Origin of the sequence: Paenibacillus sp. IITD108, from assembly GCF_036541265.1 — a bacterium.
Classification (GTDB): Bacteria; Bacillota; Bacilli; order Paenibacillales; family Paenibacillaceae; genus Pristimantibacillus.
Map to the genome: position 1 here is coordinate 97939 of NZ_JAZHCT010000021.1, position 16369 is coordinate 114307.

At 46.3% G+C, this 16369-nt stretch carries 14 protein-coding genes; 5 read left to right on the forward strand and 9 right to left on the reverse strand.

Annotation, left to right across the window (positions count from 1 at the left end; genetic code table 11):
- Positions 1-252 precede the first annotated feature (252 nt).
- Complete coding sequence (locus V1L65_RS18450; RefSeq protein WP_331700696.1) at positions 253-1422, forward strand: ROK family protein; 1170 nt, start codon at positions 253-255, stop codon at positions 1420-1422.
- Positions 1423-1623: 201 nt separating this feature from the next.
- Here the strand turns inward: V1L65_RS18450 and V1L65_RS18455 are convergent, their stop codons facing one another.
- Together V1L65_RS18455 and V1L65_RS18460 are read right to left on the reverse strand one after the other, a co-directional pair.
- Positions 1624-3408 (reverse strand): ABC transporter ATP-binding protein, encoded by a 1785-nt coding sequence (locus tag V1L65_RS18455; RefSeq protein ID WP_331700697.1) that lies wholly within the window; start codon positions 3406-3408, stop codon positions 1624-1626.
- Positions 3377-4213 (reverse strand): MerR family transcriptional regulator, encoded by an 837-nt coding sequence (locus tag V1L65_RS18460; RefSeq protein WP_331700698.1) that lies wholly within the window; start codon positions 4211-4213, stop codon positions 3377-3379. The genes V1L65_RS18455 and V1L65_RS18460 overlap by 32 nt, the downstream gene beginning before the upstream one ends.
- Positions 4214-4480: 267 nt before the next feature.
- On the opposite strand from V1L65_RS18460, the gene V1L65_RS18465 reads away from it, so the two are divergent.
- Positions 4481-5161: a hypothetical protein gene (locus V1L65_RS18465; RefSeq protein ID WP_331700699.1), complete on the forward strand. Its 681-nt coding sequence runs from the start codon at positions 4481-4483 to the stop codon at positions 5159-5161.
- Positions 5162-6230: 1069 nt separating this feature from the next.
- On the opposite strand, the gene V1L65_RS18470 is transcribed toward V1L65_RS18465, so the two are convergent.
- Positions 6231-7346, reverse strand: a complete 1116-nt coding sequence (locus V1L65_RS18470; protein WP_331700700.1) for a CobW family GTP-binding protein — start codon at positions 7344-7346, stop codon at positions 6231-6233.
- Between the two features lie 209 nt (positions 7347-7555).
- Between V1L65_RS18470 and V1L65_RS18475 the strand changes: the two genes are divergently transcribed.
- Entirely contained in the window at positions 7556-8677 is a 1122-nt protein-coding gene (locus V1L65_RS18475) for an alanine racemase (RefSeq protein WP_331700701.1), read from the forward strand.
- Positions 8678-8791: 114 nt separating this feature from the next.
- Here V1L65_RS18475 and V1L65_RS18480 read toward each other — a convergent pair whose 3' ends face one another.
- The 6 genes from V1L65_RS18480 to chrA form a co-directional block, all read right to left on the reverse strand.
- Positions 8792-8944 (reverse strand): hypothetical protein, encoded by a 153-nt coding sequence (locus tag V1L65_RS18480; RefSeq protein WP_331700702.1) that lies wholly within the window; start codon positions 8942-8944, stop codon positions 8792-8794.
- A gap of 123 nt (positions 8945-9067) precedes the next feature.
- Entirely contained in the window at positions 9068-9505 is a 438-nt protein-coding gene (locus V1L65_RS18485; RefSeq protein ID WP_331700703.1) for a thiol-disulfide oxidoreductase DCC family protein, read from the reverse strand.
- Between the two features lie 181 nt (positions 9506-9686).
- Positions 9687-10304, reverse strand: coding sequence for a response regulator transcription factor (locus V1L65_RS18490; protein ID WP_331700704.1), 618 nt, complete (start codon positions 10302-10304; stop codon positions 9687-9689).
- A 50-nt stretch (positions 10305-10354) separates the two neighbouring features.
- Entirely contained in the window at positions 10355-11707 is a 1353-nt protein-coding gene (locus V1L65_RS18495; RefSeq protein WP_331700705.1) for a sensor histidine kinase, read from the reverse strand.
- 20 nt (positions 11708-11727) lie between these two features.
- The gene (locus V1L65_RS18500) at positions 11728-12537 is read right to left on the reverse strand and encodes an acyltransferase domain-containing protein (RefSeq protein WP_331700706.1); all 810 of its coding nucleotides are present in this window, start codon (positions 12535-12537) and stop codon (positions 11728-11730) included.
- Between the two features lie 89 nt (positions 12538-12626).
- A complete protein-coding gene (gene chrA / locus V1L65_RS18505; protein ID WP_331700726.1) occupies positions 12627-13808 on the reverse strand; it encodes a chromate efflux transporter in 1182 nt (393 codons plus the stop codon).
- 161 nt (positions 13809-13969) lie between these two features.
- Between chrA and V1L65_RS18510 the strand changes: the two genes are divergently transcribed.
- Positions 13970-14797 carry a S1C family serine protease gene (locus V1L65_RS18510; RefSeq protein WP_331700707.1) on the forward strand — a complete coding sequence of 276 codons (828 nt, stop codon included), beginning with the start codon at positions 13970-13972 and terminating at the stop codon, positions 14795-14797.
- 142 nt (positions 14798-14939) lie between these two features.
- Entirely contained in the window at positions 14940-16361 is a 1422-nt protein-coding gene (locus tag V1L65_RS18515; protein ID WP_331700708.1) for a ComEC/Rec2 family competence protein, read from the forward strand.
- The last annotated feature ends 8 nt before the right edge of the window (positions 16362-16369 follow it).

A 16369-nucleotide genomic window follows, 5' to 3' on the forward strand; every position in this document is an offset into this window, starting at 1 on the left:
TTTGAGAACATGTTAGAGCGAATTGGATAAAAATTTTGTTTTTTATTGTGAATCCCTAACGTATAATTTAATTATTACGGATTTTCAACTTTATAATTTATAACTTTATATCATATAGAAATTAAGTTATGATGGAAATGGCATTTATAGAAATGTCCAAACACTCCAGCTATACTAGGATTACCAACTGGAGCAACGGCTAACAATAATTTTTCGCCAATACTTGTGGAAATGAGGTTGAATCATTCAGCTATGTCCATAAAAAAAACGATTTTCAAATATATGGCCCAGCATAATATTGTATCCAAAGCGGACTTGCTTCAGCTTTTTCAAATGAACAGCAGCGCGCTTACACGCTTGCTTGAGGATTTGATTACCGAAAATCTGATTGAAGATTGCGGTCTCGGACAATCTACCGGCGGCAGAAAGCCTATTTTATATCAGGTTAACGCTCAGTACGGCTATTTGCTTGGTCTTGATATTTCCCGTACATATTCCATTTTAGGCTTGTTCAATATGAAGCTTGAACCGATTGATTTTGTAACATGGACGATGGATCAGGAGATGACGCCTGAACGTCTGGTCGCTTCATTGGAGCAGGCAGTTACGCACTTCAAAGACAAGCATCGCATCGCACCTGGCAAGCTGCTCGGCATCGGCATCGGAGCAGTCGGACCTCTGGAAAGAATGAGCGGCACAATTATTAATCCACAGTATTTTCATGCGCCGGGCTGGACGAATGTGCCGCTGCGAGAGCTGATCGAACAAAAGCTGCAGCTTGCTGCCGTTCTCGATAATGGCGCCAATACCGCATTGCTGGGCGAGTACTGGCACGATCGCAGCAACGAGATCAAACATATGCTCTATGTACATGTCGGTATTGGCCTTCGCTCCGCCATGATGTCAGGCGGCCAGCTCGTTTATGGAGCTGTAGACGTTGAGGATGCCTTTGGCCAGATGATTATTCAAACGGACGGCACTCGGCTGCATGCAAAGAGCAATTATGGCGTACTGGAAGCTTATGCCTCTATACAGGCGATGGAAAAGGAAGCCAGAACTCAGGTAAAGCTAGGTCGCAATCCGCTGAGCAGAGAGGTGTCGCCCGAACAAATCGACTTCCAGCTGCTGCTGCAGGAGCTGCACGAGCAAACGCCGTATGCCGTGCAATTATTTGAACAGGCCGCTGCCTATTTAGGCGTTGGACTTGCTAATCTAATTAATATTTTGCACCCGGAAAAAATAATTGTCGGCGGTCCGCTGAGCCATTACAGCGAGTTGTTTTTCCAAACCGCCATTGCAAGCGCACAAAAAAACATCTATGCCTCACCAAACTACCATCCCGTATTTTCAAGAGGCCAGCTTGGAGAAAAAGTCGTCGCTACAGGCGCGGCTACGATGGTTTACGAACTGCTCAATTTGTAATAGGATTGAGCCATGTTTGTTGCATGTTCATTGTACAAGTGCCTAATTAAAATGCAAAAAGCACTTTTAGCTGCTGCTAAAAGTGCTGATTAACCAGCTTGCTAACTTCATTGCTTGACTGGGCTCCAATGCTCCATACTGCTTACTTCATCTGCATTTTCAACGCTATTTTCATCCCCACTTCAACTTTATCAACTAGGCTTAGGATGCCTTATCGCTTATAAATTGCTGCTCGGCAAGCTTCGTATACAGCTTATGGGTTTGCAGCAGTTCTGCATGTGTTCCTTGGCCTGTCACCGTGCCTTGCTCAACAACAATAATTTTATTTGCATTTACAATCGTAGATAAACGATGCGCAATAACAATTGTCGTACGATCCTTCATTAGACGATTTAACGCCTCTTGCACCAGCTTCTCCGACTCACTGTCCAAATGAGCAGTTGCTTCGTCCATCAATAAAATATGCGGTTCACGCAGCATCGCTCGAGCGATTGCCAGCCTTTGCCGCTGGCCTCCTGAGAGCATAACGCCCCGTTCGCCAACCTCTGTCTCTAGCCCTTTTGGCAAGGACTCAATAAATTGCTGCAAATTGGCTTGCTGCAGAACTTCTTTCATTCGCTGCTCATCCACTTGACCAGGCTCCAGGCCATACATTAAATTATGTGATATCGAGCCGGCCATAATAGGACTCTCCTGCGATACGTATGCAATCCCCTTACGCCATTGATCGAGCGGAAGCTGCTCTACAGCATGCTCGCCATAGTATATTTCTCCGGAGCTTGGTGTATAATATCTTTCTATTAATGAGAAAAGAGTAGTCTTTCCCGCTCCGCTAGGCCCAACGATCGCCGTTAGTTGCCCCGCCTCAGCTTGAAAAGAAACGTCCTGCAAAATAGCTCGCTCCTCAGAATATTGAAACTGAACATTTTGAAAAACAATCGGTTTTCTTCCGCTAATGTCCTTTGAATTCAGAGCATAATCTTTTGAAGCGGAAGCCGCTTTTTCTTCCTGCTTTTCCAATGTTTTCTCAATGCCTTCACAAGGCTCCGCCATTAATTCCATCAGCCGCTCTGATGCCCCCATTGCTTTTTGGAATTGCGTAAAGAAGGAAGCCATTTGAGTAAAAGGCATTACAATTTGAAACATATATAAAATGATAGCGACGAGCTGCCCTGTGCTCAAATCCCCTTGCGCCACACGAACTCCGCCATACCCGATCAGCAGCACGAGTATAATAAGCATTACTGTCATCATCATTGGAGAAACGATTGACATAATCTTAGCTTCCTGCAAGCCGAATTTAAACAAGGATTGAATGCGCACTTTTCCTTGCCGCTGCTCAGTTTGTTCTGCGACAGAAGCTTTTACAAGGCGAATATCAGTCAATACTCTTCCAAGATCACCTTGAAACATCGCGGTTTCATCCTGCATCTTTTTAGATATTTTAAACATTCTCGAACCAAGCGGCCAAAGGATTAATAAAGCTGCAGGAACGGCAAGCAGCATAAGCAGCGTCATGCGCCAATCCATCCACAACAGGATAGATATACCGCCCAGAATCGATATAATGCCGCCCAAGAAGGATATAACATGACCTACAATAAAATCCTTAATTACATTTGTATCATTCGTAACGCGGCTCATCGTCTCACCCGAATGATTGCGGTCGAAGAAAGCTACTGGCAGCCGCATAATCCGGCCCCAAACCTCGCTGCGCAGCCCGCGGATAATATATTGTCCCACATAAGACATGGAATAAACGGAAAATGCCGACATCGTTGTCTGTAAGGCAAACACGGCGGCAATGACTACAATGGTTGCTGCTTGCAGGCTGGAGGCAGCGACCTCCTCCACCAAATTCATCGTTGCCATCGGAATCGCTAGCGCAAGCAACGTTTCACCGACACCTAATGCAGCCGCTGCAACAATAATCCACATTTTGGGCCGATGCTGGCTAATGAGCTGAAAAAAATCTCGAACCTTCATTGCTCTTCCCTCCTTGTTCTGTCAGTTCATTTACATGCATTAAAAGCTGATCCAAAAAATCCTGTTCTTCCTTCGTAAAATTGCTTGGGAAAATAAGCGGGTCAAACATATCCTTTTCCCCTATCTCAATGAACCTTTCCAGCTGTTCCTCTGTCAAGGACTCAAAAATTTTTTTAAGCGTCATTTGTGTTATTTCGATAAATTCCTTGCCAACAAGCAAAACCTCATCGTCCGTCGGTTTCTTTCCTTTCCGATGCAATTCCAGCAATCGTACAATAACTGAAGTAATCTGCGATTCCGCCTCCAGCTTCTCTTCTTCAGTGGCATCCATCATAAACAGCGCATCAACCGCTTCTTCCGGAAGCAGCTCCGACAGCCATGCCCGCTGCGATTCTTCATGTTGAATGTGGTGAATGAAAACGAGCAGCAGGTTGCGATCTATTTTATCCACCTTGCTTACGATGCTTTGCATGCGTTCTATCGTCTTCATGACACGCTCTAACTGCTGATGCTTTTTTTGCAATAAAAGATACTGATTTGCTAATATTTGCTTGAAATCCTGATCTTCCTCGGACATATGAACAGAAATTTCATCGAGTGAAAAATCTAGATATTTAAGAGTTAAAATGCGCTGCAGCTGCATAATATCTGTATCCGAGTAATAGCGATGCCCTTGGGCATTGCGCTCCGATGGCTTCAGTAAGCCTTGGCGGTCGTAATAACGAAGCGTTCGCTCTGTCACACCTGTAAGCTTTGCAAAAGAACCGATTGAATAGAGCCTGGCATGCCGCTCCTTATTGTCCATAACCATTCCCCTCCAACATACTAATTCTTATACTATGACTAGTTCTTATACGTTGACTAATTCTTATACTATGACTAAAGCTTATCACTTGACGTAACGTCAAGCACAAGCCCCTTTTTTACAATTTTCATATTTTTTCGCAACCTTCGGTACTTATGCAGCGTCAATTGTTTCACACAGTCCTTACTTGACCCAGTCAATTCCTTAATCAAAACAGTTTGTGATTGTGCGTTTACAACTAGATTTTAAACAACAGAGGTGGATCATATGAAAAAATGGCTAATGATTTGCATGACGTTACTATTTTTAAGCGGATGCAGCTTAACCGGCGGAAACAAGCCGCAAAGCAGCAGCTCCCCATCCGAGCAGCCGGCTTCCTCTCCAGCAGCTTCGCCTACAGCTGAAGTATCAACAGCACCAACTAACGAGCCTTCCGCTACGCCAGTCAAGAAGCTTACAAAGGAAGAGACGGCTGATGCGGTTGTTCAGGCGCTTAAAAATAAAGACATAGACGGACTGCGCGAGCTTATTCATCCAACAAAAGGAATCCAGTTCTCGCCTTACGTATATATTCAAAAGGATACCGCTCAAAAGTTCCAAAAAGACAAATTGCCTTCCTTTGATGATACTGCTTTATACGTATGGGGGGAGCATGACGGCTCAGGCGAAACGATTGAATTGACCTTCAAGGAGTATTACGAGAAATTCATTTATGATCATGACTATGCCAATAGCGAAAAAGTCGGCGCGGACGAGGTCATTCAAACCGGAAATATGGTGAACAATATTAAAGAAGTCTTTCCCGAAAGCTATATTTCCGATTATCATTTTAGCGGGTTTGACAAATCGTTTGCAGGGATCGATTGGGCAAGCCTGATCGTTGTAGTAGAGCAGTATGAGGACAACTGGTATGTCGTGGCGATTGCGAGTTCGCAGTGGACGGTATAAATATTGCAGGCAGAGTGGTCAGCATTTGCACAAATAAGCTTACAAAGAAGGACGCGGATGCCCGAGTTTCCAGCTTCCGTCTATAAAAAAAGCTTGCATGCCTTGGAATTACCAAGATCTGCAAGCTTTTTTGCAACTTTCGCGCACACATACTTTTTGCTCATTGCAGTCTCCGCACGTGTCCGACACTCCTATTCGAAGCACATGCGGCTCTCATCTGACTAACGACATGGACACACGATCCGTTATTTGCGCTAAATCCGCCATTTTTTTGATTTCGCGGTCACACGTTCCGCTATTCGGCTTTAGATGGAGCTTTTTCTGCGTTTTATTGATCAATAACAGAACGTCTGTCACTTATTCACCTCAAACATGCGATTATGGGCATGATAACGGAACGACTGACCAGCTAACAGAAAGAGATGAAACTGCGATCAAGTTTGGGATTCCGACCGCTGTTGTAGTCCATTTTTTTTGATGAGATAACCCCTGTAAAGGATAAAATGGGCCCACAAAGGCGGACGCTAACGCTTCTCCAGTCCCAATCTTGCTTTTCGTTTCCCCCTCTCTTATTGCTTCTCCAATAGCTGCTCACCATCGACTTCTTGGAAATACCAAGACCTGCAAGCTTTTTTGCAACTTCCGCGCACACGCACTTTTCTGCTCATTTGCAGTCTTCACCGCTCACAGCACCTTATTACAACTTCCACAGGAGTTACATTGCTGCAGCATCGATATAGCATCCTCACTCGCTAGCGCTACTACGCATTCGCAGCACTTCCGCTCAATTGCAGCTCCACACGTATGCGACACCCCTATTCGAAATTTCGTAAAGAATGAAAAGGTGCTGCCTGAGAGGAACTGTTTATTCTTTGTTTGTTACCTTGGCCGCTGTGAAGCGACAGCCTCATCACATTCGCTAGATTTACTATACTCTTGCATAGCTACCTTAGCTATCTATCTCATTATCCCATTACTTTTCTACTCAAAGATTTGATAGTGCTTGCTTTTCTACTCCAAGTTTTCGAGCTTGCTAGCTTTTCTTTTCTACTCAAAATTTCTGATATTGCTAGCTTTTCTTTTCAATTTCAAGCTTGGCAAGCTTGTTCAGCAGCTCCTCCTTGGAGAAATGCTCGCCAATAAAAACAGCTACGTCGTTCACTTCGCCCTGCGGATCAATTTTCATGAAATCGGATTGCTTATAGGCATATTGAAACAAGTAACGGCCAGCCGTATCGCTGAACGATACGATTCCCTTCGCCCGGTAGATGTCGCTGGGGAGCTCATCCAGCAGCTGTTCAAACTGCACGCTGTTCACTGCGCCCTGCAAATAGTAGGTTACCGACATGACATGGCTGTGCGAATGATGAAGGACATGATCGCCTTCATGCACATGACCTTCGTGCTGATGATTATGCTCCCCGCTGTGACTATGGCGATGCTCATGCTCACCATGTTCCACGTTATGCCCATGCCTTCCCAGTCCCATGTTATGCCCCTGCTCGCCATGCCCCACATGACGTCCATGCTCGCGCTTCTCCCAAACCGCTTCTATCGCCGCGGCGGGCTTTTCCTGCTCGGCATCAAGCCAGTCCCAACGGTCCAAATGGCAGCGAACTGTCGCAACAATAGGCGCATGGCTGTTATTTTCGCGCAGCAGCTGCTCTGCTTCCATACGCTGCTCCTGCTCCAGCCTATCGGATTTGTTAAGCAACAGCAGCGTAGCCGAGCGTATCTGCTCTAGCATGAGTTGATAGGTTTCTGAACGTTCAGACCTTCGGCGGGCAAGCAGCTCCGGCCCATCTACAACCGTAATAATAGATCGCAAATCTATATCCTTATACATTGCGGCCTCGGTAACGCCATCAATCGTCTCTAATGGGTTAGCCGCGCCTGTGGATTCAATTATTATTACATCCGGGTGATATTGGTCGATCAGCTGGCTAATTTCTATGCCCAAGTCACCGCGGATCGTACAGCATATGCAGCCGCTGAGCATTTCGGCCATCGGCACATCCCTGCTTACCAGCTGCCCATCAAGATTAATATCGCCAAGCTCATTCATAATAACGGCCGGCTTCAAGCCCTGTTGTTTATAACGCTCCAGAAGCTGTGTCAAAAATGTCGTCTTGCCGCTGCCCAAAAATCCGGACAGCAAATGAATAGGAATTACAGTACGGTTCATGCTCCCACCCCTGCTTGTCTTCAAAATTAATATTTTTCATCCGTGGTGCATCCTCAAACCAGGATGCCTGTGGCTTTTCTTCTTGTAATAGTCTATCCAACTGCCGATTAAAACGCAACGAGCCTCATTATGCATTGCATTTTGGCAAGGATCATAGTACGCTCTTGCAGTAATAGGGCTTGAAACATTACGGAGAGGAGACTTGTCATTTGAATGAGACAAACGTAACGATAGAGCAGTTGGAGACTCCTTATATCATGATAGATAGTGTCAAAATGGAACATAATCTGCGCAAAATGGCTGATGGCGCCAGAGAGCGAGACGTCGCATTGCGCCCGCATATTAAAACGCATAAGCAGCCTGAGCTCGCCAAACGCCAGCTGGAGCTTGGAGCTAGGGGCATTACAGCCGCTAAGCTCGCAGAAGCTGAGCTGATGGCTGCAGCAGGCATCAACGATATATTTGTCGCCTATCCTATAATCGGCAAGGTGAAGGCAGAACGCGCCGCCAGGCTCGCTGCAAGCGGCCTCCGCCTTATCGTCGGCGTAGACAGCATCGAAGGAGCCAAAATGCTCTCTCGCGCTGCTGAGGCGCATAACATTACGCTTGAAATCAGACTGGAAATCGAAACAGGGCTGCAGCGCACAGGCGTCGACATCGACAAAGCTGTTCTTATTGCAAAAACGATAGCCAGGATGAACAGCTTGAAGCTGACTGGAATTTTCACATACAAAGGCGCTGTACTTAACGGGCAATCCACTACCGAGCTTCGCGCTGCGGGTCATGAGGAAGGACAGCTGATGATTGCAGCGGCAGACCGGCTGCGGGCAGCTGGCATCGCTATCGACGAGGTGAGCGTCGGTTCCACGCCTACCGCTATGTATGCTGCTGAGATAGCCGGCATTACCGAAGTCAGACCGGGCACGTACATTTTTCAAGACCGCATGCAGGCTGAGCTAGGCGTAAGCAGCCTCGATGAATGCGCGGCGATTGTCTGGGCAACAGTAATTAGCAGGCCTGCGCCTGACCGGATTATTATCGACGGAGGAAGCAAAACATTCGCCACAGATATCCAGCCTGGCAAGCCGCCGCTTCATATGAAAGGCTTTGGTCATATTGTAGGCGATCCCGATGCCGTATTTGAACGCATGAACGAAGAGCATGGCGTTATTATAATTCGCCCTGAGACGACCTACGCTGTGGGAGACAGGATAATGATTATTCCCAACCACATTTGCAGCACCATCAACCTGCATAATTACGTTATTGTTAAACAGTCTGACGGACAGCTGCATAAAGCGGCTGTCGCGGCAAGAGGGCTTTTGCAATAGCAGGGCTGTCCTTGACAGATGCAAAAGGGGGTCCGACTATCCACTCAGGATAATCGGACCCCCTCTGTTATATTTGAGATTTACGATAAGCGGAGCTAATCGTATTTCAACATACTAGAACAAGCAAGCGCGAGTAATGATTACAAGAAGGATGAAAAGCACTAGAATTGCACCAGCATTAGAGAAAACTCCACCTACTCCGCATTGAGCGCCAGCTACTGGAAATGGAGCATTTGCGCCGCCAGAAACGTTAACACCGTAGTTCATTTGGTCATCTCCTTTTTTTTGAATGTACAGTATCCTATGACAAATTCAGCATTATGTATAGGCACTTCGGAAAATTGTGCGTTCGCTGATTTTTAGCTTGACTGTACATTAGCCCGCACCTTTTTATAGCAGTCCGTAATTCATCAGCTCTGACTCTGATTCAATAAAACGGCTGCTTAATTCTGCCGTCGGCATAAGGCATTGATCCGCTTTTCCGAATAAGCGATAACGGTTTTTTGCAACCAATTTATAGAACGCATCACGCACGATGCGCGGAACTATGATAAAAGCATAAAGCACAGACCATGCGCCGCCCAGCTCGCGGCATACGCGCAGCGCAGCCCCAGATCGCGTATAATGCTTCCCTCCTTGCAGCATAACGAAAGTATCTCTATAGTCAGCCGGCAACTCATACCGCCGCAACAGGCTCCTTCCAGCTGCAGATTGAAGCGAAGCAAACCTGAATTTGCCATGGCGGTCATGACGAATGACAAACCGGGTAATGTGCTGGCATAGCATGCATTCACCGTCTATAAGCAATATATGTGGCGTCAATCTCATCAGTCCCTCTTTGTCTTCTCACAAATATCTTTCTTATATTTTAAAAGAAAACAAGCTGATTCGTAAGTTCTAAGCTTTATAGTACCGCACGCTAAGATGAAGTATTGTCCTACTCCAGCTTCTATTCTGCTCAGCTTTTCTCGTTCTATTGCTGCTGTCCGGCTCACAATTAAAAAGTCTGTTAAAGCCCTTTGCGCTTTACCTTTTTCACCGCTTCCTTGCTGCTTTTCACGCCAAGCTTGCGCAGCATTTTGTTCACCTGGTTTTTAAGCGTGCTCTCCGCTTTGTACAGCTTTGCTCCAATTTGTGACTGCGTATAGCCGTCTTCGATCAGCTCGAATACTTCCCGCTCCGCCTGCGTCAGCTGCTTCAGCTGCTCCTCACGCTTCAGCCTCGCATATTCCTTGAGCAGCACTTCCATAGCAGCTGGCCGATGATAAGCGCTGCGAATAGCATGCGGCAGCTCCTTAAAATTAGCCTTGTCGATATAATTGACCGCACCAGCAGTAAAGGAGTCCCTCATCAGCTCTTCATCGGAAGCAGAAGTAAGCATAATGATTTTGCCTGGCTTCAGCTCGCTCAGCTCTACAGCAGTGTGAATGCCGTCCAGCTCGCTGCCCTGCAAGTGTATATCCATCAGCACCACATCGAACTCAGAATCAGCATAAAGGGAAATGGCTTCTGCCGAGGTCGCTGCACTGGCGCACACCTGCATATCCGCTTCTTTATTCAAATACGAGGTCAGCGCTGCAACCCATGCAGTATCATCCTCTACTATCAATATCCGAATTGGCTCCATGCTTCCTCCCTCGCTTTCATTTACTATTAATAAATAATTAGGAACAGGTACTATATTTTGAAAATAAGCTCAAACCGTGCGCCTTTCCCCGTTTCGCTGCTCCACTGCAGCTTTCCGCCGCTCTTTCTCATCACATTATAAATATATGATAATCCCAAGCCATAATTGTCGGCTGATGACTTCGTGCTGAAAAATGGATCAGCGACTCGGCTCAGCAGCTCTTTGGGTATACCAGGACCGTTGTCTTGTACTGCCAAAGAAAGCTTCCCATCCTCTCTCGCAATGCAAATGCGTATGCAGCCGCCGCCTTTCATAGCTTCAGCAGCATTCATTACTAGATTATAGATCGCTTCCCTTACATGAACCGGATCACAATTGGCAATCGGGTCACTGCAATAATCGGTATATACTGAAATATTGGAATCAGCCAATACCCCTTTGAGCTGCTCCAGCTGTTCATCGGCTAAATTATCGAGCCTAACAAGCTCGTTATGAATAACTATATCTTTCGTTCGCTCATGAATGCGGGAAACCATACTTTGCAAATGCGCCGAGGAGGCTTCAATGAGCTGTACATGCAGCAGCGCTTCCTCGCTCAATTGAGCCTCCCGCTTCAAATTTTCCGTGCTGATCATAATTTTCGCAGCATCATTTTTAACGGAATGATTGAGCAGCGCAGCGCCCGAGCTCACTGCCCGCATTGTCTCCTGCATGGGATCATATTCAATGCGCAGCTTAATGCCTAGAACGCCATATACGAAGGCGCTTAATAGCGCGATGCCAAAGGATAGGATAATAAAAACGGCGATCCAGCTGAAGAAATCGAATTGCGGATTAAACACATAAACAATATGTATCAGCACCGCTACCGCCAGCAATGTCGGCACCATCATCAGTGTCGTCATTATCCGGTTGCGGCGCAGTCTGGCATTTTTTTCTTTCCAGGCAGCTCTAATAAGGATGGCGCAAGAAGTCGTATAATATATTACTGCCCAGATTGAAAGAATGATTTCATTCCACTGCTTATCAATTCCTATTATCGTAAGCCCTATTGTAATCATTACAGGCACTATCAATAACAGGCTGATTCGGCGCATTACTGGCTTGGGCAGCTCAAAGCTGCTGTATACGATGCTGAACATCAGCACACCGTACGGCGAGAGCGTCTGGTTTGCCAAACTTACTATTTTTAATAAATAAGGTATATTATAATCTGCGAGCAGCCCCGTCAAGCCGCCTAAAGAAGACATGTATAGGAAAAAGGCCGCCCACCTATTTATCCGATTGCCGCGGTCAACGATGAGCAATACGGTAGCGGCTGCGCACAGCGCTATGAAATAGTAAAGCATGCCATTCACCCCATTGCTTAAAGCTGAATGCTTAACAATCCGCTCGTTCTTCATTCAGCCTGTATATTAACAAATTACATTTTAATACCGCTTCCACAGCCCAGCTTATGGCCGTCAAGCAAATATGCTTTTGCGCTCCGCTGCAGCGAGGTTTGCTCAGAATATAGGGAGGGATCATCCTGCAGCTGATTGAATATTCTTTCTTCTGCCTGTCTGATACTGTCATCGCATGCATAAATATGAAATTGCTTCTGAAAAGCTATAATATTGGATTCAGGCTTCAAAATATGGGTAAGTTTAGGATCAAGCAGCCAGGAGCGGCAAACAAATATGGGCGGTATGCCTCGGAAAAATGCGCGCGCCTGCTCGAACGACTGCTCGACACGCTGCTCATCAAGCGGCTCCCCCTCTGGAATATGAACATTGAGCACTAGCTGCCCTTCTGGCAGCACTCTGTCCTCAGCCGCTATGCTGCTGTCCAGCGCAATAGGTTGAAACTGCAATCTGCCCAGCTTGAACAAACGAAGCTGAACATGCTCCTTCAGCCAGCCATACTCGTTGATCCCGCTTTCGCCAAAGTTTCTCTCGCATGTACGGCACCAGATCGCAATATCGGAAAAGGTATCCCAATATACACTATCCGCAATTTCACGCAGCTTATACTCTTCGTAGGCATCAACAGCCAGCCGGACAAAAAAATAAAGCAAAAACTGGCGATAGCCGCTTTGCTGCTTGATGGCTTCATAAAAAGTAGTCTGATCACTCAAAAATTGCTGTTTGAATGCTAGGTATTGCTCCTCGGATACTTGAAGCGCATAACGGTCAATCACTTGGCAAGCTTCTGCCTGCAGATTAATCCCGTATTGAAATTGTTTAATATCCACCGTACGCCTCCTCCTATTTAACTCTTATCGATTTTCTTAGTATATCATCTTTTCACATCTTACTATAAGCGCTTCCCCTTGAATGCTTCTTATGGTTTAGCCAAACCAATAAGAAGCCCTATGATAACGAGCCAGTACGGCTTTATTTTCCACCTGATTAATAATAGGAATAACAGAATTGCGGCGATCGCATCAAACCAGCTGCGAATGGACTCCATCGCGATCGGTTTGACAAAAGCAGCGGCTAGTATGCCGATAACCGCAGCATTAATGCCTTGTATAGCGCTTCTGGCATGGCGGTTGCGGCTAAGCTCCATCCAGAACGGCATGGCGCCAATCATAAGCAAAAACGCGGGCAAAAAAATAGCAATTGTCGCGAGCACTGCTCCAAACCAGCCATCTGTCAAATAGCCAATGTAAGAGGCAAAAGTAAACAACGGGCCCGGCATAGCTTGCGTCATGCCATAACCTGCAATAAAATCTTCAGCATTAATGAACCCGCTTTGTACAAATTCGCTTTCCAGCAGCGGCAATACAACATGCCCCCCGCCAAATACGAGAGCGCCAGCGCGATAAAACTTTTCAAACATACCGATCCATTCATATGGCAGCCCTCTTGCCAGTATAGGTAGCAGAATAAGAAGTGTCAGGAAGAACGTCAGCAGCGCCGCTCCTGTCTTTTTGGACAGCTGTACTGAACGTACTGCCGTATTTTGGAGCAAATCCGCTTCGCTTTTTACCGCCCCTGCGGCAATCCCCGGCTTGGAGAGCAGCACCCGGCCAATTATGGCCGCAGCCGCAATAACGATAATTTGGACAAAGGGATTCGGCCATAAAAGGATCGCCGCTAAGCTGACTGCCGCAATAGCTATATGCATCCAGGAAGACAGCAGCTTGCGCGACATATCGATAATCGCTTGAAGCACAATTGCCACCGCAACAAGCTTCAAGCCGTGCAGCCAGCCAAATTCAGCATCCGAGCTCAAATAAAATATCGCAAAGCATACAAGCAGCAGTACAGACGGCAGCGTAAAGCCAATAAAGGAGGCGACGCTTCCCAGCATACCTCCGCGCAGCAGCCCGATTCCCATGCCAACCTGGCTGGAGGCCGGTCCGGGCAAAAATTGGCCCAGTGCGACAAGCTCGGCATATTGTTGCTCTGTCAGCCACTTTCTTCTATTAACGTATTCATTATAAAAATAGCCTAAATGTGCTGTAGGACCTCCAAATGAAGTACAGCCCAGCTTAAACGATATCCAAAACAACTGCATGAGCTTTAACAAAAACGCCACCCGCTTTACCTTTTTAGCTTCTATTTTAGCTGTTTCTTGCATTTCGGTTTGTAAATCTATTGTAAACTGCGATAATTGCTGATAGTTATTAAAATTTTGCTATAATAGGAAAAATGCTTCTATTAATATACGAAACTAGTTTGGAGGGGAAAAGCATTACGAAGCAGCGTGAAACCGATAGCGACCTGTTCGAGGAGTTTGATCCCGAGGACCCTAGTTTATATGAAGACAGTGAAGAGGATGAGCAGCTGGCGGAGGTGAGCAAGCAACGATCGCGCTGGATCAGCAAAATGATTATGATTGGCATCGCGCTTGCCCTGGTAGGCAATATACTCGCCTTCTGGCCTCAGGTTTATAACTTAAGCTCCATTCAATTTTTAATTAAAAACAATATTTTATCAAGCGATGCACATATACAGCAGTATAAAAAAGCAGTCGTAGTTATAAAGTCAGGCGATAGCAAGGGGACTGGCTTTAATATATCACCAAGCGGCGTCATCGTAACGAATGAACATGTAATCAGCAATGCCCGTTCTCATATCGTCTCCTTTTCTAATGGCAAAACGTTTAATGCGAAAGTAATAGCGAGCGATGCCGCTATCGATACGGCCGTGCTGCAAGTCGTATCCAGCGATCCGCTGGATCTTCCGGCACTTCCGCTGGCAGCGGATGCGCAAATGGAAAGCAAGCTGGGAGCCCATATTTATGTGATCGGCAATCCGCTCTTCTTCCGTTTCATTGCCAACGAGGGAGCTGTAACAGGTTACACCGGGCTGCAGGACTGGACGCAGCCGGTTATGATGATCGATGCTCCAATCTACAAAGGAAACAGCGGCAGCCCTGTCATTAATGAGGAGGGCCAGGTCATTGGAGTTGTATTTGCTACTTCAAAAATAAAAATAAACGGAAAGAGCAACAATGTCGGACTTGCGGTACCCATTGAATATGTGATGCCATACATTCCGTAAGCCGTTCAAGCTTATTAGCAGCTATTCCGCCTTCAAGCAAACAGCTTCCAATGCCAATGTAGGCTTTGGAAGCTGTTTTTATGACTATTTCCCTTTATTTTCTCACCTCTTTCATGTAATCTTTCATGGAGGAGATGAGTTTATGAACTGGAAATGGTTTCGACCGATTTTATTTATGCTTTCAGCAATCATGATACTTAGCGCATGCGGCGCCAAGCCGATTGCGGTTGACGGCCAAGCGCCGGGCAGCAGCATACCTATACATACAGAGAAGCCAAGCGATATCGCAAGCCAATCAGCCGGGCCGACTGACCATAATTCCGCTGAGAACAGTAAGAACGACCCGCAAAACGGCGGAGAAGCGCCTGCGAAGCCGGGTGAGGTCACGACATCATCTGGAAAAAATAGCGGCCAGCTCATTGTTCATTTTATCGATGTTGGCCAAGGCGCATCACAGCTATTAATTGGACCAACAGGCAAAACGATGCTGATCGATGCCGGCAATAATGATAAGGAAGCTTATATTGTCGATTATTTAAAAAAGCAGCAAATTAAAAAAATTGATATTCTAATTGGTACTCATCCCGATGCCGATCATATTGGCGGGCTGGATGCCGTCATTCATCATTTTGATATCGGAAAAATATACATGCCAAAGGTGCAAGCCAATACAAAAACATTCGAGGATGTACTATTGGCTGTAAAAAAGAAAAATTTGAAAGTGACAACAGCTAAGGCCGGCGTTGTACTCGATTGGGAAGAAAAAGTGGAAGCAGAAATGATCGCGCCCATCGAAGCGTATACGGATACGAATGAAATGAGTGCCGTCCTGCGTCTGGTCTATGGTGATACGAGCTTTCTGCTGACAGGAGATGCAGAGAGCAAAAGCGAAGCAGATATGCTAAAGACAGGCGCTAGCCTGCAGGCAGATGTGCTGCTCGTCAGTCATCACGGGTCTAAAACCTCAACAAGTGAACCCTTTTTAAAGGCTGTAAATCCAAAGTACGCTGTTATCCAATCCGGCAAAGATAATAAATACGGGCATCCTGCCAGCAATGTACTGGATAGACTGAAGCGCCACAACGTCAAAGTGTACCGAAATGACCTGCAGGGGCATATTATTTTCACTTCAGACGGTAAAATAATTTCAACTGCAAGCAAGCCTTCCGCACTTCCAAATGCAACGAAGCTGCCGCCTAGCGCCAAGCCGTCTGCACCGTCGGGGCAAACTGCCGCAACACCTTCGCCAGCGCCGCATAAGGAAAGACAGATTACAGCCAAAGCGAAAATAGATAACGCAAAACCAGCGCAAAACTCGCTCGTCACAGTGACCGTTACCGTAACGGATGAAAATGGCAAGCCCGTCAAAGGAGCAAAAGCTGAGCTTACGCTAGCTTACAAATCGACAACCTCCAGCTATGAAGGCATAACAGATGGCAAAGGGCATGCGGAAATTTCCTTTCGCATAGGCAGGGCAACCAAGGATTTTACCGTACAGGGCACTATTGATGTGTCCTATGATAATTTGAAAGCTTCCGCCAAAACGAGCTTCACACCACAATAACGGGGGAA

Bases quoted from the DNA above. Each gene is read 5' to 3' on its own strand.
- V1L65_RS18485 (WP_331700703.1), bottom strand. From the start codon at position 9,505: ATGAGATTGACGCCACATATATTGCTTATAGACGGTGAATGCATGCTA.
- V1L65_RS18515 (WP_331700708.1), top strand. From the start codon at position 14,940: ATGAACTGGAAATGGTTTCGACCGATTTTATTTATGCTTTCAGCAATC.
- V1L65_RS18480 (WP_331700702.1), bottom strand. From the start codon at position 8,944: ATGAACTACGGTGTTAACGTTTCTGGCGGCGCAAATGCTCCATTTCCA.
- V1L65_RS18450 (WP_331700696.1), top strand. From the start codon at position 253: ATGTCCATAAAAAAAACGATTTTCAAATATATGGCCCAGCATAATATT.
- V1L65_RS18490 (WP_331700704.1), bottom strand. From the start codon at position 10,304: ATGGAGCCAATTCGGATATTGATAGTAGAGGATGATACTGCATGGGTT.
- V1L65_RS18465 (WP_331700699.1), top strand. From the start codon at position 4,481: ATGAAAAAATGGCTAATGATTTGCATGACGTTACTATTTTTAAGCGGA.
- V1L65_RS18460 (WP_331700698.1), bottom strand. From the start codon at position 4,213: ATGGACAATAAGGAGCGGCATGCCAGGCTCTATTCAATCGGTTCTTTT.
- V1L65_RS18470 (WP_331700700.1), bottom strand. From the start codon at position 7,346: ATGAACCGTACTGTAATTCCTATTCATTTGCTGTCCGGATTTTTGGGC.
- V1L65_RS18495 (WP_331700705.1), bottom strand. From the start codon at position 11,707: ATGAAGAACGAGCGGATTGTTAAGCATTCAGCTTTAAGCAATGGGGTG.
- chrA (WP_331700726.1), bottom strand. From the start codon at position 13,808: ATGCAGTTGTTTTGGATATCGTTTAAGCTGGGCTGTACTTCATTTGGA.
- V1L65_RS18455 (WP_331700697.1), bottom strand. From the start codon at position 3,408: ATGAAGGTTCGAGATTTTTTTCAGCTCATTAGCCAGCATCGGCCCAAA.